The sequence below is a fragment of the Stieleria mannarensis genome (assembly GCF_014154935.1).
GTDB classification, from domain to species: domain Bacteria; phylum Planctomycetota; class Planctomycetia; order Pirellulales; family Pirellulaceae; genus Stieleria; species Stieleria mannarensis.
In genome coordinates, this window is the sequence record NZ_JACEHH010000002.1 from 303,906 (window position 1) to 323,145 (window position 19,240).

Annotated in this window: 22 protein-coding genes; 19 read left to right on the top strand and 3 right to left on the bottom strand. The window is 58.1% G+C overall.

Annotated elements, in window-relative coordinates:
* Positions 1-4 precede the first annotated feature (4 nt).
* The 13 genes from H1B37_RS02470 to H1B37_RS02530 all read left to right on the top strand — a co-directional run bounded on the left by H1B37_RS02470 (position 5) and on the right by H1B37_RS02530 (position 10,149).
* Positions 5-253, top strand: coding sequence for a helix-turn-helix domain-containing protein (locus H1B37_RS02470; protein ID WP_182865019.1), 249 nt, complete (start codon positions 5-7; stop codon positions 251-253).
* The gene (locus H1B37_RS02475) at positions 253-1,011 is read left to right on the top strand and encodes a recombinase family protein (RefSeq protein ID WP_182865020.1); all 759 of its coding nucleotides are present in this window, start codon (positions 253-255) and stop codon (positions 1,009-1,011) included. Before H1B37_RS02470 ends, H1B37_RS02475 begins: the two co-directional genes overlap by 1 nt.
* A 130-nt stretch (positions 1,012-1,141) precedes the next feature.
* A complete protein-coding gene (locus tag H1B37_RS02480; RefSeq protein WP_182865021.1) occupies positions 1,142-1,432 on the top strand; it encodes a hypothetical protein in 291 nt (96 codons plus the stop codon).
* Positions 1,433-1,435: 3 nt separating this feature from the next.
* Positions 1,436-1,792: a BAR domain-containing protein gene (locus H1B37_RS02485; protein WP_182865022.1), complete on the top strand. Its 357-nt coding sequence runs from the start codon at positions 1,436-1,438 to the stop codon at positions 1,790-1,792.
* Positions 1,792-2,115, top strand: a complete 324-nt coding sequence (locus tag H1B37_RS02490; RefSeq protein WP_182865023.1) for a hypothetical protein — start codon at positions 1,792-1,794, stop codon at positions 2,113-2,115. Before H1B37_RS02485 ends, H1B37_RS02490 begins: the two co-directional genes overlap by 1 nt.
* A complete protein-coding gene (locus H1B37_RS02495) occupies positions 2,112-2,810 on the top strand; it encodes a hypothetical protein (protein ID WP_182865024.1) in 699 nt (232 codons plus the stop codon). The genes H1B37_RS02490 and H1B37_RS02495 overlap by 4 nt, the downstream gene beginning before the upstream one ends.
* Positions 2,797-4,095: a DnaB-like helicase C-terminal domain-containing protein gene (locus H1B37_RS02500; protein ID WP_182865025.1), complete on the top strand. Its 1,299-nt coding sequence runs from the start codon at positions 2,797-2,799 to the stop codon at positions 4,093-4,095. Before H1B37_RS02495 ends, H1B37_RS02500 begins: the two co-directional genes overlap by 14 nt.
* 606 nt (positions 4,096-4,701) lie before the next feature.
* A complete protein-coding gene (locus tag H1B37_RS02505) occupies positions 4,702-5,043 on the top strand; it encodes a hypothetical protein (protein ID WP_182865026.1) in 342 nt (113 codons plus the stop codon).
* Positions 5,040-5,336 (top strand): hypothetical protein, encoded by a 297-nt coding sequence (locus H1B37_RS02510; RefSeq protein ID WP_182865027.1) that lies wholly within the window; start codon positions 5,040-5,042, stop codon positions 5,334-5,336. Before H1B37_RS02505 ends, H1B37_RS02510 begins: the two co-directional genes overlap by 4 nt.
* Before the next feature lie 331 nt (positions 5,337-5,667).
* Positions 5,668-5,898, top strand: coding sequence for a hypothetical protein (locus H1B37_RS02515; RefSeq protein WP_182865028.1), 231 nt, complete (start codon positions 5,668-5,670; stop codon positions 5,896-5,898).
* A gap of 93 nt (positions 5,899-5,991) precedes the next feature.
* Positions 5,992-7,014, top strand: coding sequence for a phage major capsid protein (locus H1B37_RS02520; protein ID WP_182865029.1), 1,023 nt, complete (start codon positions 5,992-5,994; stop codon positions 7,012-7,014).
* 3 nt (positions 7,015-7,017) lie between these two features.
* Entirely contained in the window at positions 7,018-7,806 is a 789-nt protein-coding gene (locus H1B37_RS02525) for a head maturation protease, ClpP-related (RefSeq protein ID WP_182865030.1), read from the top strand.
* Positions 7,807-8,472: 666 nt separating this feature from the next.
* Positions 8,473-10,149: a tape measure protein gene (locus H1B37_RS02530; RefSeq protein WP_182865031.1), complete on the top strand. Its 1,677-nt coding sequence runs from the start codon at positions 8,473-8,475 to the stop codon at positions 10,147-10,149.
* Here the strand turns inward: H1B37_RS02530 and H1B37_RS02535 are convergent.
* Positions 10,146-10,358 (bottom strand): hypothetical protein, encoded by a 213-nt coding sequence (locus tag H1B37_RS02535; protein WP_220497992.1) that lies wholly within the window; start codon positions 10,356-10,358, stop codon positions 10,146-10,148. The two genes, H1B37_RS02530 and H1B37_RS02535, sit on opposite strands and share 4 nt — an antisense overlap.
* Positions 10,359-11,397: 1,039 nt before the next feature.
* A complete protein-coding gene (locus tag H1B37_RS02540; RefSeq protein ID WP_182865033.1) occupies positions 11,398-11,604 on the bottom strand; it encodes a hypothetical protein in 207 nt (68 codons plus the stop codon).
* Between the two features lie 353 nt (positions 11,605-11,957).
* Between H1B37_RS02540 and H1B37_RS02545 the strand changes: the two genes are divergently transcribed.
* The 4 genes from H1B37_RS02545 to H1B37_RS02560 are packed head-to-tail and all read left to right on the top strand — an operon-like array spanning position 11,958 to position 14,411.
* Positions 11,958-13,346 (top strand): tyrosine-type recombinase/integrase, encoded by a 1,389-nt coding sequence (locus H1B37_RS02545; RefSeq protein ID WP_182865034.1) that lies wholly within the window; start codon positions 11,958-11,960, stop codon positions 13,344-13,346.
* Complete coding sequence (locus tag H1B37_RS02550) at positions 13,343-13,903, top strand: hypothetical protein (protein WP_182865035.1); 561 nt, start codon at positions 13,343-13,345, stop codon at positions 13,901-13,903. Before H1B37_RS02545 ends, H1B37_RS02550 begins: the two co-directional genes overlap by 4 nt.
* Before the next feature lie 14 nt (positions 13,904-13,917).
* Positions 13,918-14,148 (top strand): hypothetical protein, encoded by a 231-nt coding sequence (locus H1B37_RS02555; protein ID WP_182865036.1) that lies wholly within the window; start codon positions 13,918-13,920, stop codon positions 14,146-14,148.
* Complete coding sequence (locus H1B37_RS02560) at positions 14,148-14,411, top strand: hypothetical protein (RefSeq protein WP_182865037.1); 264 nt, start codon at positions 14,148-14,150, stop codon at positions 14,409-14,411. Before H1B37_RS02555 ends, H1B37_RS02560 begins: the two co-directional genes overlap by 1 nt.
* A gap of 350 nt (positions 14,412-14,761) precedes the next feature.
* Here the strand turns inward: H1B37_RS02560 and H1B37_RS02565 are convergent, their stop codons facing one another.
* The gene (locus H1B37_RS02565) at positions 14,762-15,139 is read right to left on the bottom strand and encodes a hypothetical protein (protein ID WP_182865038.1); all 378 of its coding nucleotides are present in this window, start codon (positions 15,137-15,139) and stop codon (positions 14,762-14,764) included.
* Positions 15,140-15,941: 802 nt separating this feature from the next.
* Between H1B37_RS02565 and H1B37_RS02570 the strand changes: the two genes are divergently transcribed.
* Both H1B37_RS02570 and H1B37_RS02575 read left to right on the top strand, forming a co-directional pair.
* Positions 15,942-17,699, top strand: coding sequence for a HAMP domain-containing sensor histidine kinase (locus H1B37_RS02570; protein WP_182865039.1), 1,758 nt, complete (start codon positions 15,942-15,944; stop codon positions 17,697-17,699).
* Positions 17,700-17,709: 10 nt separating this feature from the next.
* Complete coding sequence (locus H1B37_RS02575; RefSeq protein WP_182865068.1) at positions 17,710-19,053, top strand: sigma-54-dependent transcriptional regulator; 1,344 nt, start codon at positions 17,710-17,712, stop codon at positions 19,051-19,053.
* Positions 19,054-19,240 lie beyond the last annotated feature (187 nt).

Consider the following 19,240-nt stretch of genomic DNA (forward strand, 5'->3'; position numbering starts at 1 on the left):
TTTTATGAGGATCACCAAGCTTCACACGCTGGAAGAAGCCGCAAAGTTTCTGCGTGAGCACAAAGAGTCTGTCCGCCAAAAAGTGAAGGCAGGCATCATCCGAGGGGTCGCAACCGGCAACGGCACCAAGCGGTGTAAGTGGTTGGTGCCCGATGAGTCGCTTCAGCAATACATCGCTGATCGTCTGGCGGCATCACAACCGAAGCCGAAGCGTAAGTCGGCCCCGGCATCCGCTCCCAAGGAGTGGGTTTGATGGTGGTCGATTCAATGCAACGTGCCGCTGTTCTCTATCGCCGGGTTAGCTCCCGCACCCAGGACGCCCGATCGCAGTTTGAACCGATCTTGCGATTCTGCGACGAGAACCGATTGTCGGTGATTGCAGACTTTGCGGAAACGGGTAGCGGATCGAACCGCAAGACGATGCCAAAACGCGACGAAGCGGTCGCAATGGCCAAGGCTCACGACGCTTTCGTCGTCTGCTGGTCAGCCGATCGGTTTTCCCGAGAGCCGCTGTCAGACTTCCCGCACTGGGATTGCATCGAATCCGGTCGACTGCTGACCGTCCACGACGGCAGCAGCGAATACCGAAAGGCTTATCGGTCACTTGGCTGGACGATGCGAGCGCACAACTGGCTGCTTCACAAGTGTTTCCCCGACACCTTGCGTCTGCCCGTGCTGTCGTGCTGCGACGTGCGAGCGGATCAGCGGGAAGAACAAATCACCGCGATGCGATTCGTGTGGGCGGTCCCCAAGCGATCACGGCACCCACTCGACATCGACAACGCCTATCCGGTCGCGATTCGTTCACGAAGCCGAGAGCGGTTGTATTTGCATCATCGCAAGGCCCGGCGGATTACCTGCCCGGTCGATGGCCCGACGATTCACGCCGCGGCGGAACGATGGTTTTTCTCCGACTGCGACTTCCGAGAGTTTTTCGGCGATGACCGAGCGGATCGGCTGATCGATCGAGAGGTCAGCAAGGCAGAAGCGGCGATCACCGCCGGCAATTAACCACCCACACCACCGGCAACGGAACGCCGGCGGCAAAGGATTGAAAACCGCCACACCGGCAACGGACAACCGGCGGGCGGCAACTGGTCAAAGTTTCGCAGCGGCGACCAGCACTCAAAGGAGTATCTACATGATACGGGACACAAACGGACATTCAAGCCAATTCCCCAGGCGAGCGATCGTTCCGCCGGCACCGATCCCAGCAACTTGGGACGCGATGACCAAGGCCGAGCCGCGGCTATTGGCACTGGAAAAGCGAGCCCGAAGCTACCGCGGCGATCGTGACATCTGGGACCGGTATTCACTGGTCAAAGCGAGCCTATCGCGTCTGGTCGGCTGGGAGAGCTACCGGCGTGACCTGTCGGACACAGAGCACTATCGGGTTGCTCTTGATCGCATCTGCGATGCGTTGGGGGTCTGAGTGATGAGCAGCATTGACCAGCTACGCAAACAGCACGACAGCAACCAAAAGGCAATCGAGCGGCATCGTCAACAGCTACGCAAGTTGACCGATGAAAACGAAAAGCTGACCCAGCGGATCAGCAACTTACAAGAACGTGAGCGACTGAATCGGGCAATCGGCAATGCCGGTGCCGTGTTCTTCTCACGATTGTGCGGGCCTGAACTTGGCGGCAAGCCGGCTGATGTTTTGAAAGTCAATCGGACCCGTGCGATTGCTGTAGCCCAAGGCCAATCCAAAAAGTGGAGCGTTCCGTTTCACTACCTGATTGATGCTGGCGGCGATGACTTAACGTTCATTCCGTTGGGAGGGGCTGAGTGATGGAGATTCAACGAGAGATCATTCAAATCGTTTCCGGTAGCTGGGATGTCGTCTGGATCTGCCCGCTGGACCGAAAGGTCTACACGTCCGCGGCGTTTATTGTCGCCGCGGTCAAGGAATACGAGATCAAACGGGACTCGCAAGGCCGCGTCATCGACAAGCGGTATCTGTGGGACACCGTTGTCCCTCACGACCCAAACGACACAGAAGTCGGCAGTCTGGTCGACGCAGAGGGCTACATCGGTTTCGTGCCTGCTGGCGTTGACGTGTTCGATGCCAAGTATGCGTTGGAGTTTCCGCTTGACGTGAAGGGGATGCAATGAACGACCACGGCGAAACGGCGGCATGGTTGGAATCACTCTACGGCAACTGCACTGCCGACGATGGCGAAATCGTCATCGTTGAACCATCGAAGCGAAAGCTACTTTCGGTTCATCCTGTCGGCAGCGGTGACGCACTTGTCGACGCCGCTAAAGCGTTGGCCGGCAAGGAGGGGCATTACCTCAAAATTAACTTGATGGACGCACAGGCGATGCGTGAGCGGTCCAGGCGGGAAGGCAAGGGGCGTTTCCTCACGGGCAACCTGTCGGAAGTCAAAACGATTGTTTCGCTGCACCTTGATTGCGACGCTGGCAAATCATCCCGGTATCACTCCCGCGAAGCGATGCTATGGATTCTTGGCCAGATGCCACACAAGCCGACATTGATCGTCAACAGCGACGGCAGCGACGGCGGATTCCATGCGTATTGGATTCTCGAAAGGCCACACCGCATTGCCGACGACGACGATCGGGAGCGGGTCAAAGGCATTGCGAAACGATGGGAGCAACGGCTCAACAATTTGGCCGATGGGAAGCTGGATTCAACCGCCAACATCGATCGCGTTTTACGGGTGGTCGGGCAGCGACGAACAGACGGCAACCTCGTGTTTTGTCACGACTATGAACCGAGCCGGGTTTACACCCTGGACCAGCTAAGCCAAGCGACCAGCACGGAGGTTTGTTATGCGGTTTCCTAGGACAGAAGAATACGAAGTTGACCTATGGGATCGTGCCATCAAGGGCATGATGAAGTACAGCAACGAGCACAGCGACGGCAACGACGGTTCACGCCGGCTCTATGCTTACGCTGGCATCTGCAAGTTCTTCGACTTTGACGCCGATCAGACGGTCGATCTGGTGCGCGAGATGGAGAAGAGTTATCCGTTCCCGCGGGAGTACACCGACGACCAGATCCGAAAGCGATGGGCTGACAACTCGCTCGAAAACGGTAATTGGGCCGACAACAGCGACGGGGGAGCGTATCAAGGTCAATCAGCAACATCGGCGAACGGGAAAGCATCGAAGCCGAACACCGCGGACAAGAAAGATCCGCCCACCGAAGCCGACTTGGCCCACATGTTCGACGACGCGGCCGACGTCTGCCGAAGTGTCGTTACAGGTATTTTGAACGGCGAGGCTGACAAGCTGTTCGACTGCGGGCCAGCGTTTCCAAAAATTGAAATTGGTCCCGGTCTGCTGAAACTCATTGGCGCGCCACCTGGACGCGGCAAAACAGCCCTGGCGATGGAGTTGACATACAACGCGATGGCCAACGAGCCCGACCTGCCCGTCGTGGTCGCTTCGCTGGAAATGTCGGCCAAGGTGCTGATTAAGCGACACTTGGCGGGGCTTGCGGGCGTGTCTTATGACGCGATTCGGTTCAACACCCTAACGACATACCAGCGTCAAGAACTGGCCAACGATGCGAGTGGGTTAATTCAGCGAATCGCGGGAGCAAAGTTTGTCAAGCAAGACTTCTGCGGTATCGGCGACCTGGACCTGTGGCGACAGGTGACGAAGAAGCCGGGGTTATTGGTGCTCGACTATCTGCAACTGTTCGGCAACGCCGGAGATGACGCCAAGACCCGCAGCGAACAAACGATGGCGATGGCTTCGCGATACTGCGCCGATGGGTGGGGCGTGATCTGCGTTTCAGCACTCAATCGAGCCGGCTACAACGAAAGTTCGATGGCTGCGTTTCGAGACTCCAATTCTGTCGAGTATGGCGCATCATCCGCCTACCTGTTGAACGAAGCGACCAACCCCGACGACCCCGACCGCGAAGATCCGATTCAATGGCTGCGGTTGGAGTGCGTCAAGAATCGACACGGGGCGAAGCGTAGTTACGACCTGTATTTCAACGGCCCGCAAATGTCGTTCAGTGAGCGTAACCCGTTCACGCCTCCGCCGGCTGAGCGGGAAGCAAAGTTTGACCAATTCAACGCTGAGGGCGTGTTAGCCGCGGAGGGCACGGATTGGTGAACGTTCCCGACCGCAACAACAAAGGCAAGAGCCGAGCACGGTGGCAAAGCCTGGACAAACTGCACGAAGTCTTGGCGACCGCTCCGAACGCCGGTCATGCGATCGTGCTGCACATCTGCTGGGATCGCGCCGCGTTCACTGAGGGCGGTTCCCTGGCGTTTGACGAGACGGCCGACCAGATAGGCGAATGTTGCAACCTGAGCGCAGCGAGGGTTCAAAAAATCCTCCAAGAGGCGGAAAGGGATGGAGTAATCGAGACGCTCAGAAACGGACACAGCGGAGGAAGTCGCGGGCGGGCTAGGGGATCGTTTCGCCGTTTCACCTGGAAGACCTACCCCGTCAATGAGAGGGCAAAAAGGTAGTCACAGGCGCCCACCTTTCAGAAGAAAAGGTAGGCGCCCGTGTCGCAAAAGGTAGGCGCCCGTGTCGCGAAAGGTGGGCGCAGACGACCACCTCCCAAGGTCATGGGCATTACGAGGGTTTTGCCGCTTTCGGCTACGCCGAGCGTCAACCTCGTAAAGAGGAGTTGGAAACTCAAATTCGTCCGCCCCGTGGATGCGCCGACGGGGAACGATGGGCATCAATCCGGCGCGGAGGATTTAACCAATGAAGACTGCCACCCCCGAGACACCTGCCGGACTGCTGTTGCGCTTGGACAGGGAAACCCAGGCACGAATCGATGAACTACCGCAGACGATCCCAGGGCTAGACCTAATGGAGCTTGTGTACAGCACCACCCCGGACTTGCACGACATCGCACTAGATCTACTTGGCGTTCCATCGCAGAAGGCCCCCGAGGCCGATGGCATGGCAGACGTTGAACCGGGTTTCTGTCGTGACTGGCTCAGTGACGAGTGGGACGCCTTCCGCCGAACCGATCGCCCGATTGACGAATACATCGCTTGGGTTCAATCCCAGATGGCAAAAATCAGCGGAGCGGATGCGTGAGCAAAACTCGCAAGACATCACCCCCCGCCCCGGTCGCGCGGATGACGCTGGTCGAGATCAGCGAACGGCAAAAGATCTTGGCCGGCCACGACGACGCCAGCGAGTCGACCGTCTACGTGCTCCGCAAGACCGACGCCGGCGACTGGCACCTGTACTGCGTTCCGATCACCGACCTGGACGCGACCCTGCGGTCATTCATCCCCGCGGACGAGAGCGAACACATGGAACTCGCAAAGGCGATCGAGGCGACGATGACGAAGCCGAGACGCAAGCCCAGGCGGAAGGCGAAATGAACGCACAGCAGGCCGCACAGGCGACCAGGAACCACTTTCCCACCAACAACGGAGTTTGATCGATGAAACCAAGAATGAACGGACCATGCCCCAAGTGCCACACAGGCACCATGAAGCAGTACAAGACGCGATCGGAGCACCATTGGCGTCTGAGGTATCTCAAGTGCGACCAGTGCGGGCACAACGGACGAGAGCGTCTACGTGCGGTGATTCGCGACGGGAAGAAAATTTTTGTACCCCCGAGCGAGGCCAAGCCAGAAGAACTCTACAGCCGATGGGGCAAACTGTGAGATCCGGCGACCAGTGCCCCCAGTGCGGTGGCGTCGTGAGGGTGAGCAATACGCTGACCAGCGGCAGCCTACGCCGGCAGTATTTGAAATGCTCCGCGGAGTGTGGATTCACGGCCAAGGATTCGTTTCGCGTCGACCAGGACGGGAAGCGAATCACCGAGTTTGACCGCCTGACCGCATCGATCGAGCGACTGACGCGGGAAAACGAACAGATGGCCGACCGGATGGAGCATTTAGAAACGTTGGTCCAAAGTCTTTTAGCAGATCCTTAGCAGACGTGCTAAACGCGATGACTTTTTTTCGCTGGACCCGTGCAACAATGCCGGCACAGCGATTCACTTCCCCACGACAACGGACCCGAACGAATGACGATCACACGAGAAAGAATCAAGGCTTTCCGCAAGGAATACGGGATGATGGTCCCCAAGAAAGTCAAGGACGAATCACCACTTGGCATTTTGGCGGCACTTCGGGCCAACACGCAGCACGCCCCGGCCAACTCGTTCGAAGTGTTGATTCAAGAATCGGTCACGCAAGCGGTCATTCACCAATCGTCAAACGTGAGCGTTGTTCGGCGATTCGGCAACGTGCAGCAGATCAGCGCGACCACAAATAACTATCCCTATCTCAAGAGTCGGACGCCCACGGTTGGCCACTATCCGAGGCTCTCCAGCTCCACCATCGCTGACAGCGACTTCGAGATGGGCTCGGCGATGATGGAAGCGAGCAAGCGGACGTGCAACGCGAAGATGAGCACCGAGCTTTTCGAAGATGGGTTAGACGTTGTGTCAGCGATCGCCACCCAATTCGGCGCGGCACTCGGCAAGGAAACAGACCGGATCGCGTTTAGCGGCGATGAATCGCAATCTGACGGATACGTCCAGGGCATCACCAATGCTTTGCGAGCGTCCAGTCTGCACACCGCGGCGACCGGGAACACATCGGTGACGACACTGGACGTCGACGACTTCGTTGACACGATGGAGAAACTGCCGGAGTTTGCCGACAGCGACAAGCCCCGCTGGTTCATGTCGCGATCGGCCTACGCCAAAAGCGTCTTGCGTCTGGCTGGGGCATCCGCACTGACGCAGCCGGTGCCCGACGATGCCGATGGTGTTCTGTTGAATCACAAGGTCCACTTCGTTCCCGGTATGGCTGACAAGGACGCAGCCGCCGGGAGCGTGGTCGCGGTGTTCGGACACTTGGCCCTTGGGACCATCCTTGGCGATCAAGGCCCGCTGAAATGGCAAAGCGTCGAATTGTTCGACACCGACCAGGTGGTCATGAAGCTGCGGAAGTTTGACGATTTCGTGTGTTGGGACCGCGGGACCGATGAAGCGACCGACCCGGCGGGTTCACTGGTCGGACTCAAATTGGCGGAGTCTTGATTCATGCGAGCGAAACGATTTTTAAACCTTGCTGGGGCACCTCCTGCGGTACGTAACGGCCGCAAGAGCAAACTGCCGATCAAGTTGTCGAACAACGCCGACGGAGCGGAGATCCACCTTTACGAGACGATCGGAGAGGATTTCTATGGCGACGGCGTGTCCGCGATGACCGTGAAGGAGTTTCTAAGGGACAACCAGGGCCGACCTGTTAGCGTGCGGATCAACTCATTCGGCGGCGACGTCTACGATGGCGTGACGATCTACAACAGCCTGTTGTCGCACACCGGCCGGGTCACGGTCACGATTGACGGCATCGCGTTCAGCGCCGCGTCGTTCATCGCGATGGCAGGCGATCACGTCCGAATGTATCCCACGTCAGACATCGGGATTCACCGGGCCAGCGTCATAACGTGGGGCAATCAGCGAGAGCATCAATCGGCTATCGACTGGTTAAATACCATTGATGAGCACCTGATTGACATTTACCAGGATCGCACAGGCCGGAAGCGGAACGAGATCGAGAAATGGCTTGACGGCGTGTCTGATGGCACCGTGTTCCCAGCTACCGAGGCCAAGCGGCTCGGATTCGTGGATGAGGTTATCGACACTGGCAGGGCAGGCAACCGCGGGAACAGTCGATCACGGTCATCGAGCACCCAGGCGGCCCGCAACCGTTTGAAGATGGCCGGGCTGAGAGCAAAGCAGAAATCCGGCAAGCGATCGCAACAGACGACCACCCCGTCTGCACGTCGACGACTGGAAGAGATCAAGCGTAGGATCGAACGACGATAATGCGACCCAAGCCCATACCGATGGACCAATTACCCCCAGCACGGCGACGCCTTACTCCTGCCGGTGGCGTCGTGCTGGGGTTCATCATAGCCCGTCCCTCCTGCGTGTTGCCGGCTACCGTGGCAACCCATAGGGGGGGGCGGGTTTTTTCTGCACGCCCGCATCAGCACGACCTACCGCTCCCGGATCTAACTGCGCGTGCTTCGAAATGAGTTTTTGTACCCCCGCGATGCCGGCCCGCAAAACACGGGGAAAACGCCCCTGAAACCTCGCCAGATCGCGCCAAATCACGCACAACGGGGCCAGATTGGCCCAGATCACGCGAAAACCCGCAAGGATGGATGAATCATGACCACTACGTTGAACGCCCTCACGTTGAAGATCAACGCCAACACCGAGGGCGTGACCGCCGGCGTGCGGGCAGTGCAACGGGACGTTGCCAAGATCAATCGCCTAATGCGGTCCACTGCGTCCGACACTGATCGGGCTTCTGACGCGACCGCATCGCTCAACCGGGTGTACCAGACCGGCGCGTTAAGTGCCCAGGAGTACGCTCGAGGTCTGGAGGCAATCAACAGCAAGTATCCCAAGATGGCCGACCGGTTGGCCCGCGTTAAGTCGCTGGTCGCGTCGCACACGCCGGAGGTTGATCGACTGGAACGCCAAATGGCGGAGCTCAAACAGGAGTTTAAGAACGGCAACGTGGCTGCCACTGCGTTCTATCACACGATGCGGCAGTTAACCGACCAACACACGAAGCTTCGAGCAAAGACGGTCCAGGCCACTTTGTCACAGCGACAGTTGAATGAAGAGATTTACGACCGGATGCGAGGCAAGGCGACCGAGGGCGTGACGCAACAGGCGTCTGCGTTTGGTCTGTTGTCGCGCCGCGTCGTGCCAGTGGTTGCGGCCTATGGCCTGTTGAATCAAGCACAAAAAGGGATGCAAGATCAATTCCGGCTTGATAAAGCACAGCGGCAGATTGAGGTTTTCACGGGTAGCAGCGCCGCCGCCAATAGGTTAACTACCCAGATGGAGAAACTGGCCGCACAGACGCCTTTGACGTTTGAGGCCCTTTCATCAGCATCCGGCCGGTTGCTCGGTGCAAAAGTCGCGTCCGAAGACCTGATGGATACCATGCGGCGACTGGGAGACATCGCCCAGGGCAACAATGACACGTTTAAACGCCTCTCGCTGGCGTACAGCCAAGTCTTGTCCAACGGCCGGCTGATGCAAGAAGAGGCTAACCAGATGGCCGATACCGGCTTCCCGCTGTTGACGTTAATGGCAGAGCAGACGGGCGAAAGTATGGTCGGGCTGCGGGATCGCATCCGCAGCGGCGGCGTTGCCGCGGCAGAGGTGACCAAGGTCATTCAGCGGCTTACAGATGAAGGCGGGCTTTATGGTGGCGGGCTCGCGAAGTCTGCCGAGCAAGCTGAGGGCAAATTCGGCAAATTGGCTGATTCAGTCGGTCGACTTCGCCGGAACTTGACATCGATCGTTACCGGACCACTGGCAGAGCTTTCAACGCTCATTACAACGCCTGTCGACAAGATCAATAGCCTGTTCGCGACGATGCGGGAAAATGTCCGCAAGGTGCGGGGTGAGACGAGCGACCACGCCAAGGTGATCGGCAAGGCAGTCGAAGCACAAGAGCGACTGAACACGGCAATGGCGGCAGGCGCGGCAGCGGGCGAACCACCCGAAAAACGATGGGTGACGGCAAACCGCGCGGTCCACGAGTTGATTATGAAACTGGATGAAGAAAACCAGCGGATCTTGCACGGCAACCGGGAGTATGAACGTCGCCAACTGTTTTTCCGTGGTGCTACCGAAGACAAATTGCGGTCGCTCGAAATGACGCAAAAGCAAAACGACGCCCTGAAGGAACAAGTGCGGTTGGAAGAGGAACGGAAGAACGCAGCCCAGCGGACTGCGGAAGAACTGGCCCGCAAGGCGGAAGAACTGAAGGATCAATTTAAGTCGCCGTTTGAAAAGATGATCGAGGAACTGAAACAGATCAACCAAATGAACTTGGATCTGGGGGTTCGCGAGCAGGCGATCAAGTCGGCTGCAAATCGTTTTAACGACGCCACGCAACCGAGATCGATCGAACTACCACCGTCGATCACGAAAGGTAGCCGGGAAGAATACAAGCTTCTTGCCGAGCGGCAAAACAAGACGGCACAGGAGGCATTGCGGCAGCATCAAGAGCGGATGGCGGTACTGATCGCGCAGAAGTTGGCGGCGGAAAAGACAGCGGAAGCGGCGGAGCGAACCGCGGAAGCATCGGAGCAAACCCGCGATGCGGTTGAAAACCTGGAGGGGACCGAGGCTATCTAAACTTCCGCCAGCCGTTCACGGGCCCGTTGTTCGGCAAGCTGACCACGGGCAATTGCCGCTGGCGTTAATTCGTGAAAGCAGTGTTCAAGACTCATTCGGGCGCGACGTTCTGCGACCGTCCAGCCGGCTTGAATCTCCCGGCACTTGGCGGCTATCTCTTCCGGTGTCGGGCAGTAGAAATTTAAATCCGTTCTTTCGTAGTCTTCCATGCCGTAATGATACGGCAACACGGGCGATCGGTGAAACGATTGACGACGATGCGGTCGTGATGCCCGAGTGGTTTGGCGGGGGCAACCATTGTCATCATGCCAACGGTTGAACCACCTGCGTGATACAGGCGGTTGAACTGTCAAGATTAGCTTGACGGTTGGTTCGACGAAAATCGTCGATGCAATTCAGGCCTGACGTCAGGCCTGAAAGTAAGTTCGGAAATGCGAACTTACATTCAGTGCAATCGATTGCACTGAAACCAAGTTGGGATTTTCCAACTTGCCCCGAGACGCCACACCCACCACCGATCGCAAAGGTCACTGCAACAAGGTGTCGGAAATCCGATACCATCTTTTCCGCCTCGTCGCATCGTCCGAGCATCCCAACGGTCGCTGCAACCAAACTCGAAAATTCGAGTTTGGTTATTCGTCGCCGTGTCACATCACCCACTCACTCAATCGGCCGCTGCAACGTGGGAGGAAGCCGTTTCGACGAATAACGTCGAAACGGTCACACCAACCACTCGCTCAATCGGTCGCTGCAACGCGGTCGGTTGAATTTTTTTAACCGACCGCTTTGAGGTCACATCGCCCACTCGCTCAATCGGTCGCTGCAACGTAAAGGAGAAAAAAGTTTCTCCGTTACCGAAGGATGGTCACACCACCCACTCACTCAATCGCCCACTGCAACCTCGGTGTCGATTTGTGCGCAATTGCGCACATTTTGTCACACCACCCACTCACTCAATCGCCCACTGCAACTCAATGTGCAAAATCGCATATTGTAATTTCCCAAGGTCACACCACCCACTCACTCAATCGCCCACTGCAACCTGATTCCCTGCAAATTTGCAGGGAATCGCTAGTGGTGTCACACCACCCACTCACTCAATCGCCCACTGCAACTCGAGTTGTGGCATTCAAAAGGCAGGACGCACGCGACCCGTCACACCACCCACTCACTCAATCGCCCACTGCAACCCTCCCCTCCCCGCACCCGGCAAAACACGGGACGAAAACAGGCGTTTGCGAGCGGTCGCTACCGCACTTCCCGCCCATTGACGATCAGCCGCGAAAACTCGCCATCGATCCGCACCGTCTGACCATCGGTTTGGACGCGAATCCCGCCGGCGGAACTGTGGACGTTCGCCTGGCCCCGTGTCTGCGATTGCGTGACGGTCGGGGATGTCGGATTAGGCGTGCATCCGAGGGCGATGGCGAGCGATAGTGGGACCAGGGAACGCATGGGACTGATGGGGTTGGGGAAAGCCGTGATTCTACCCGTGGAGCGGGGAAAGTCGATTCAATGTTGACATCGGGAGCGGATCTGGGGTAGGCTTCTCGGTGCTGTTGATCGGAACTGAACACCCGAGAGACTTGGCCGCGGTTTGTTAGATACCGCTGGCGACAAGGCAAACACTTACCAATCTTCCATTGTTGAGAAATGAAAGCGTCGTCGTATTTGTGGGACCAACTTCAAGCTGTGACCTGGCACAGGCCAGTTAGCAAGGAGCCCGACCGAGTGTAAGTGCTCGGGTTCAGCAGGTACGACGACGCTTTCGTGCGCGGACATCACTTGTCCGCAAGGAGTGCTTCCCTATGCTCGATCCCACTGAGCTAGAGGCAACCTTCGACAACCTGATGAGATTCACGCTCGACAAGTCGGGAGAACTCACACCAAGACGGCGAGGGCAGGGGCAGCGGTCCCGCATTGCTACCGAGATCCGAGTCGAGCTAGAGGCGATTCTGAAACGCCCGATTGAAGTCGACGACATCAACGCAGACTTTTGCGAATTGCTGGTCCTGAGATGGAAGCGGCAAGGGATGCGCCGAACCAGTATCACTTTCCGCTACGAGTGGTTCATTACTGCGAACAAAGTAGCGGCCAAGTTGGGGTGGGCGAAGTTGGACGACTTCCGCCACATCAAGCCGGAGCGGTCGCGTAGCTGGCATGAGACACGGCAAAACGTTGAGATGCCCGAGATCACGCCCGCCCCCGTAATCGACGAGAGCAAAGCGGCAGAGCAACAGATGACGCTATCGGCAATGCTTGAGGATCACTACATTCCGGCCCGGCTTGTCGGCAAGAGCAAGAACACAATCAGGCTTTACAGAATTTGCATCCGCAATTTCACTAAATGGCTGGGGCGAGATCCGATTGTTGCGGACATGAACACCGAGACGATCGGGAAGTACCTTCGTCATTCATTGGAGCACCTGGAACTAAGCCCCCACACCGTTGAAAAGGAGGCTGCCGAATTTCGTTCATTCTGGACGTTTGCCGCGAAGCGGGGCTGGCTGCCAACGTTCCCCGAGATCCCCGCCATAAGCTGCCCTAAGCGTATCCCCGACGCATGGTCTGACGATCAGATGGTCAAACTGATGGGGGCGTGCGAGAGTGCAACGGGGACAATCGGCAGGAACAAGGCAAGCCATTTTTGGCCGGCCCTTGTGTCGGTCATTTACGATTGCGGAGAACGCATCTCTGCCGTGCTGTCGATCACCCACACGGACATTGACGCCCAAGGCTGGCTGACCGTCCGAGGCGAGTATCGAAAGGGCAAGACACGGGACAAACGATACAAGCTGCGTCCGGTGACGGTTGAGAGAATCGGAAAGCTGCACAAGGGTGACGGGCTAGTGTTCCCGCTGCCGTACAGCCAAGGCTACATCTATCAGCTATTCGGCGAGATTCTGAAAGCGGCCGGACTGCCCAATACCCGCCGGGACAAGTTCCACAAGATACGCCGGACCACTGCGTCTAACTTCGAAGCGGCTGGGGGCAATGCTACGGCATTGCTTGACCATACCGACCGGCGAACTACTGAAGCCTATCTTGACCCCAGGTTCATCAAGTCGATCCAGCCGGCTGACATCGTTCCCGGCATCGGGGAGGCGGGCGTCGACCAAGACGCCACCGGAGACGGCAACGCCAAACTTCTGGACCAGTTCCGCGACTTCCTTAAACAGCAAGAGGCCGGCCAATGATTACCTGCATTGAATCAATCGAGTTTTCAAGCCGGGACCGGGATGAACTGGACTTCCGGGCCGGTACTGTTCTGGACGTGCTGCAAAGCTTCGCAGAGGTCGAGATGGGCGACCCCAGGATGATGATCGTACTGGCGACCGCTCGAATCGAAGCGGCTTTGATTACGGCCCACGAAACGTATCTCCCTGAACTGCCAAGGCCGGCAAAGCTGCAAACGTGCATCAAGGCGGCACGGAATAACGGTTTGATCGCAACAGACTTCTGCGGCTATGCCGACGCCCTGCGACGAATCAGGAATCGCATCGTCCACACGCCGACGACGATCAGGGATCTGGCAAGCGGTGAGCTTAGATTGTGGATCGATCGGATACACGGGCTGTCCGCAAGGCTGCCGGTCTGGGATCGACCTATCTACCCAAGTGATGACTTCCGCCGGAGCGTCTACGCAGCGACCGTAGCCGGCGTTGTCGTGGCCGAAGTTGATTTTTTCGATCTGACCGGCGGTCTGATCGCGAAAGGCTTTGAATCAACCGCTGCCCATCTCTTCAACCAGTGACCCCAGGCGAATCAATGAAAATCACACCAACGAAACACGGCTACCGCGTCCAGGCGTCGACGCAGCGGGAGAACGCCGTCGTGAGCGTCCTAGTCGCGTTGCTGGCGATGGCCCCCGAGATCACCGCCACCGAACGGGAGCGGCACAGCGAGCTTGCAGACGGCCCGACGTGGCGGAACTGGACCGTGATCCCCGAGCGGATCTGGCCGGACCAACTGGCGACGATGGCGGGAGGGCCCAATTGATGGCCAACCCGACGACCAAGCGGTTCTACGCGATTCAGTGGACCTACGGGCGATGCTGTGATCCTGCCGGCGACCGGATCGGGATTTACCACCGGTTTGCGTCTGCGATCGAGAGGGACGCATGGTGCGACGATGGACCGTCATTCACGACCGAGCCCGGCTACCGCGAATCGATCAGCAGCGACGATGCCGAACTGCGGCGAGTGCTGCGTGAGGAACAGCGGCAGGGGACGTGCTACCGGCTGGCTGATTGCCGGGTTTGACGTCGATCGACGTGGGAAGCAACGATGCCGGCGGTTGGGAGCGATCCTGACCGCCGGTTTTTTCGGTACCCTTGGTACCCCTGCAAGGGCTGAAAACAGCGGTTTTCGACTGCTTCCCACTGTTTAGAGAATCTCGATTCACCCCGTAAAACATGGGAGAAAACGAGTTTTCGCGTCTTGGCTCAAAGGCCTTAGAAGTCCGATGCTCTATCCAGCTGAGCTATGGGCGCGGGTGGGTGGGGGGCCGGTACGGCGGTTTGGTTGCTGCGGACGGCTTGTGGTGGATCGCCTGAGATTGCGGCTCGATTGGCGAGTTGGCAGTTTATCGGCCCGGCAACCGGTCGGCAATGTCAGGCGTGGGCACGGTTTTGGGACACCGGTTGGCCCCGGTAGTCTTGCAATTTCGGTTCGGGGGGCGTGTACAATTCGTTGATGGACGAATCGAATCCGTACCGGCCGATCGCAAATTCCCCAGCCAAGCCGAGGGCGGGATGCTTGGCGGTTGCCGGCTGGACACTCTTCTGGCTGCTCTTGCTGGGGCTGGCTCTTCCGGTGATCGGGCTGGTCGCTTTGACGCTTGCCTCGCCGTCAGCTGCGCCGGTGCCAGAGACAGTCGAGGGATCGGTGCAGTCGACACGGACACTCCGGCCCTGAGCAAGCCCGATCGACGTCGTTTGGACGCTTGGGCGTTCGTTTGCTCCGCCGTCATGACCGCAATGATCGATCATTGATCGCGGGGACCCTCCCCTCGCTACGCTCGACCCTCCCTGCCAGGGACGGGTGATCGCCAAAAGCCGCTCGATCTCCACAGGGGACGGTGATTTTCTTCCCGGTTCTGCACGGCGTCGCCGACGGCGCATGAAAAAACCCGATCGCCGAGACCAAGGTAAAATCTCGACGAACGGGTCTGTATCTCGCGATCAAAAGATGATCTCGAGTGGGGAAGCTGACCCATATGCGTCAGCCCGCCGACTTGGTCTACGGGTTGCTTCCCCGTTGGCTAGTACAGCAATAATCCACTTGATCACCTCCTTTAAAAACATGGTTTGACGCGTCCGACCCTTGCGCCAACAAGAGTGGTGCCGGAAGCGTTCGGAAGTAGTCCGTCGCACCGCGTCAGCGCGACCCGACAGCAGAAGTATCCTTGCCAGTCAAGTAAAAAGCAAGGCAAATCTTCATGGTGGACAGGACGCAAGGAGCGGCTGAAAGGTTCGCTGGGGTGGAGAAACACTCTGCTGCAACCGTTCGACCCTCCCCTCGCTGCGCTCGACCCTCCCTGCCAGGGAGGGTTAATTCCGAGCTTGATGTGCATGCCCCACGCTGGGATTGACGCTCTCTGCCGGGGAGGGTGTCGGCTTGCCGAGGGCATCGGGTGGGAAGCCGCTTGGCCGGTGGATGGTTTTTTGCCATCGGGGCGAATTGCCGCGGGTTGGGCTTGCTGCTTGACCGTGCCGGCCGTATTGTCGACGACAGCCGAGTTTCACGGTGGACAGTTGGCTCTGGTTCGTGCAAGGGAAGGCACCGGCAGCGATGCGAAAATGGAAAATCCGTACCAAAATGGTCGCCGGCCTTTCGGGCCTGGCATTCGTGATCGGTCTGCTGGTCTTCAACAGTTGGTCGCAACTGAAACGTGACCAATATTTGGCGGCCGAGATCAGTCAGCTGGCCGACGAGATCGAGCACGCCCATGAGCTCAATCAGTTGGCGGTGTTGTTGAGCCAGTCGTATGTCAACTTTGACAAGCTGAAGGATCGGATCGCATCGAACCAGATGATCGGGTTCGAGGGGATCGACGAGTCGGCACTCAGCTGGGAAGAAGGTAACATCCATTCGCGGTTGATGGCCTTTCGTCGAAATTTGGACCCCTACATGTCGACGGTCTTCGCACGCGGGGGGGACCATCCCGAATCGGGATTGTTGCTGGATCGAGGCCGCCAGGGGGACAGCCTGCGGGAGATCGATGCGTTGCTCACCGAGGTGAATGACAGATGGTCGTCGCGAAAACTGCTCAACGGATCATTCTCCTCCGCCGCGTCGCAGCAAGCAGAAATCAAGGAGGGGATCGATCGCCTGGTCGGCCAGACCAATTCCTATTTTGGCGAAATCCAAACGAACATGAAGCAGTTTCGCGACAGTGTCCACTCCGAACAGCGGGCCAACCGCAACGAGTTCCGAATCTACACGGCACTCTCGGCGTTCCTGGTCATCTTCATCGCGTGGCAATTTTGGACCTCGATTGCTGTGCCGTTCCGAACGCTGTTTCGCGGATCACAATTGATCGCCAGCGGGCATCACCAGCACAAAATCCTGTTGGGGACGACCGACGAGATCGGGTTGATGGCCGACACGGTCAACGACATCACCGACCGCTTTAACCGGGCCGTCGCCAATGAGATGTCGGCCAAGCAGCGGGCCGAACAAGAGGTACGCGATCGGACCCGTGAGGTGATTCAAAACGAACAGCTCGCCAGTGTCGGCTTTCTGGCCGCCGGCGTGGCTCATGAAATCAACAATCCTCTCGGCGCGATCGCCTGGGGGGCCGAGGCGCTCGAAGAAACGTTGGAGGAGTTACCGGCCGAGGAAAAGGCTCGCTTCGATCAAGATTTCTTGCAAGAACTGCAGACCAACCTGGGGCTGATTCAATCGGAGGCGTTTCGCTGCAAGGGGATTACCGAGCGGCTGCTGAATTTCAGCCGGCTGAGCGACCGCAGTCGCGACCAGGAAGACCTTGGCGAGCTTGTCTCACGCGTGGTATCGATGGTTGGCAAAGTCGGCGAGTATCGTTGCAAGACGATTCAGACACACGCCGACGAGAACGTCACGGCGTATTGCAATTCACAGGAGATCCAGCAGGTCGTGTTGAACCTGGTTTCCAACGCGCTGGAGTCGGTGGACACCGATGGCAAAGTCGACGTTTACGTGCGTGCGGAGACGGATCCGTTCAGCGGCATCAAGGAAGCGGTGGTCGAGGTGCAAGACGACGGCTGCGGGATGGACCAGGAAGTGATGGACCATTTGTTTGAACCGTTTTTCACTCGCCGTCGCGACGACACCGGGACCGGTTTGGGGCTGAGTATCAGCTACCGGATCGTGTCCTTGCATCATGGGTCGTTGACCCCGCAAAGCGACGGAGAGGGGTGTGGATCAAAAATGACCTTGCGGTTGCCGGCCGAGCCCGCCAAGAAAGAGACGGTTTCCGATTCCGCATTCTTTACGTCTCGGGATTTGAGCCAGCACGATGAATTGAACTCCTCGACCAAGTGGAACGATGTCCAAAAAGTCGCCTGAATGTGAATCCATGCACGTCTTGTACGCCGACGATGAAACGTCGCTGCAGACGCTGATGAAGACCCAGCTTGAGAAACTCGGCCACAGCGTGGTCGTTTGCCCGGACGGCGAGACCGCGGTGGCGGCACTGGAACGCGAGCCGTTTGATTGCTTGATCGTTGACCTGGACATGCCTGGCATCAAGGGTGCCGAAGTGATCGCCCGGGCACGCAAGATCCGTCCGCAGATCGAAGCGGTCGTGATCACCGGCAAACCGGATTTGAAGTCGGCGTTGACCGCGATCGAAAACCACGTGTTCGCCTTCATCAGCAAGCCGTGCAGTTTTAAACAAATCAAGGCGCTGTTGAGCGAAGTCTATCATCGGCTTTCACAGTCCAGGCGTCTGGCGGCTCTGGAGCATCGTGTCCGTCAAGCGGAAGGCGATTCCGAGTTGGTGGGCGACGGCAAGTCGATGTTGCAAGTCCGCAAGGTGATCGAGAAAGTCGGTCCGACCGATAGCACGGTGTTGATTCGCGGCGAAACCGGATGCGGGAAGGAGTTGGTCGCCCGCGCGGTGCACCAGGCCAGTTTGAGGGCCGACGAGCCGATGGTGTCGATCAACTGTGGCGCGTTGCCGGAAAATCTGATCGAGAGCGAGTTGTTCGGGCACGTCAAAGGAGCCTTTACCGGAGCGGACAACGCACGCGTGGGGCTGTTTGAAGTCGCCGACGGGGGCACGATCTTTCTGGACGAGATCGGTGAGTTGCCGCTGACGATGCAGGCCAAACTGTTGCGCGTGCTGGAGACCGGAGACATCCGCCGGTTGGGCAGCAACCAATCCAAACGCGTTGATGTCCGCGTGATTTGTGCCACCCACCGCGATCTGGAAAAGATGGTCAGCGAGGAGCAGTTTCGCGAAGACCTGATGTTCCGCATCAATACGTTTGAAGTCCATGTCCCCCCGCTCAGGGACCGGAGTGACGACATCATGCCGTTGGCGGTTCACCTGTTGCGCCGGCATCGCAATGACGGCGACGATGACGCGTTGTTTACTCCGCAGGCCGAAGCGGAGTTGTTGGCCCACAAATGGCCCGGCAACGTTCGTGAATTGGCCAACGTGGTCGAGCACGCGGCGATCCTGTGCGACGCCTTGCCGATCGATGCCGAGCATCTGCCGCGGCACTTCAGCCGTCGCCAATTGCGAAGCGAAATCCGTGACGCCGGTCCGATGACGATTCGCGAAATGGAAATGATCGCGATCGAGCGCGCGATCGAACGGAACAACGGAGACAAGAAAGCGGCGGCGGAGGAGTTGGGTGTCAGTGTGAAAACGCTGTACAACAAACTCAATGCGGCGGAAGAGAAGGCGGCGTAGCGGCGCGACGTTTTGCCCGTTGCGGAAAGCGGGTAAGAAAATTTCGCGAGTAAGAAGATGATGAAATGCTTCGTCGAATCGGGCGAGGCATTTGTCTTAGCTCCAGACGTATCATCCCTCGCGACTTTGCCGCCGATTGCTGTCACAGCGCTGCGAGCGTGGGGACGGATGGCAGAATGATTCGGGG

Excerpts from the sequence above, each read along its gene's own strand:
- H1B37_RS02470 (WP_182865019.1), top strand. The coding sequence starts at position 5 with ATGAGGATCACCAAGCTTCACACGCTGGAAGAAGCCGCAAAGTTTCTG.
- H1B37_RS02475 (WP_182865020.1), top strand. The coding sequence starts at position 253 with ATGGTGGTCGATTCAATGCAACGTGCCGCTGTTCTCTATCGCCGGGTT.
- H1B37_RS02480 (WP_182865021.1), top strand. The coding sequence starts at position 1,142 with ATGATACGGGACACAAACGGACATTCAAGCCAATTCCCCAGGCGAGCG.
- H1B37_RS02485 (WP_182865022.1), top strand. The coding sequence starts at position 1,436 with ATGAGCAGCATTGACCAGCTACGCAAACAGCACGACAGCAACCAAAAG.
- H1B37_RS02490 (WP_182865023.1), top strand. The coding sequence starts at position 1,792 with ATGGAGATTCAACGAGAGATCATTCAAATCGTTTCCGGTAGCTGGGAT.
- H1B37_RS02495 (WP_182865024.1), top strand. The coding sequence starts at position 2,112 with ATGAACGACCACGGCGAAACGGCGGCATGGTTGGAATCACTCTACGGC.
- H1B37_RS02500 (WP_182865025.1), top strand. The coding sequence starts at position 2,797 with ATGCGGTTTCCTAGGACAGAAGAATACGAAGTTGACCTATGGGATCGT.
- H1B37_RS02505 (WP_182865026.1), top strand. The coding sequence starts at position 4,702 with ATGAAGACTGCCACCCCCGAGACACCTGCCGGACTGCTGTTGCGCTTG.
- H1B37_RS02520 (WP_182865029.1), top strand. The coding sequence starts at position 5,992 with ATGACGATCACACGAGAAAGAATCAAGGCTTTCCGCAAGGAATACGGG.
- H1B37_RS02525 (WP_182865030.1), top strand. The coding sequence starts at position 7,018 with ATGCGAGCGAAACGATTTTTAAACCTTGCTGGGGCACCTCCTGCGGTA.
- H1B37_RS02530 (WP_182865031.1), top strand. The coding sequence starts at position 8,473 with ATGGCGGAGCTCAAACAGGAGTTTAAGAACGGCAACGTGGCTGCCACT.
- H1B37_RS02535 (WP_220497992.1), bottom strand. The coding sequence starts at position 10,358 with ATGGAAGACTACGAAAGAACGGATTTAAATTTCTACTGCCCGACACCG.
- H1B37_RS02540 (WP_182865033.1), bottom strand. The coding sequence starts at position 11,604 with ATGCGTTCCCTGGTCCCACTATCGCTCGCCATCGCCCTCGGATGCACG.
- H1B37_RS02545 (WP_182865034.1), top strand. The coding sequence starts at position 11,958 with ATGCTCGATCCCACTGAGCTAGAGGCAACCTTCGACAACCTGATGAGA.
- H1B37_RS02550 (WP_182865035.1), top strand. The coding sequence starts at position 13,343 with ATGATTACCTGCATTGAATCAATCGAGTTTTCAAGCCGGGACCGGGAT.
- H1B37_RS02555 (WP_182865036.1), top strand. The coding sequence starts at position 13,918 with ATGAAAATCACACCAACGAAACACGGCTACCGCGTCCAGGCGTCGACG.
- H1B37_RS02560 (WP_182865037.1), top strand. The coding sequence starts at position 14,148 with ATGGCCAACCCGACGACCAAGCGGTTCTACGCGATTCAGTGGACCTAC.
- H1B37_RS02565 (WP_182865038.1), bottom strand. The coding sequence starts at position 15,139 with ATGATCGATCATTGCGGTCATGACGGCGGAGCAAACGAACGCCCAAGC.
- H1B37_RS02570 (WP_182865039.1), top strand. The coding sequence starts at position 15,942 with ATGCGAAAATGGAAAATCCGTACCAAAATGGTCGCCGGCCTTTCGGGC.
- H1B37_RS02575 (WP_182865068.1), top strand. The coding sequence starts at position 17,710 with ATGCACGTCTTGTACGCCGACGATGAAACGTCGCTGCAGACGCTGATG.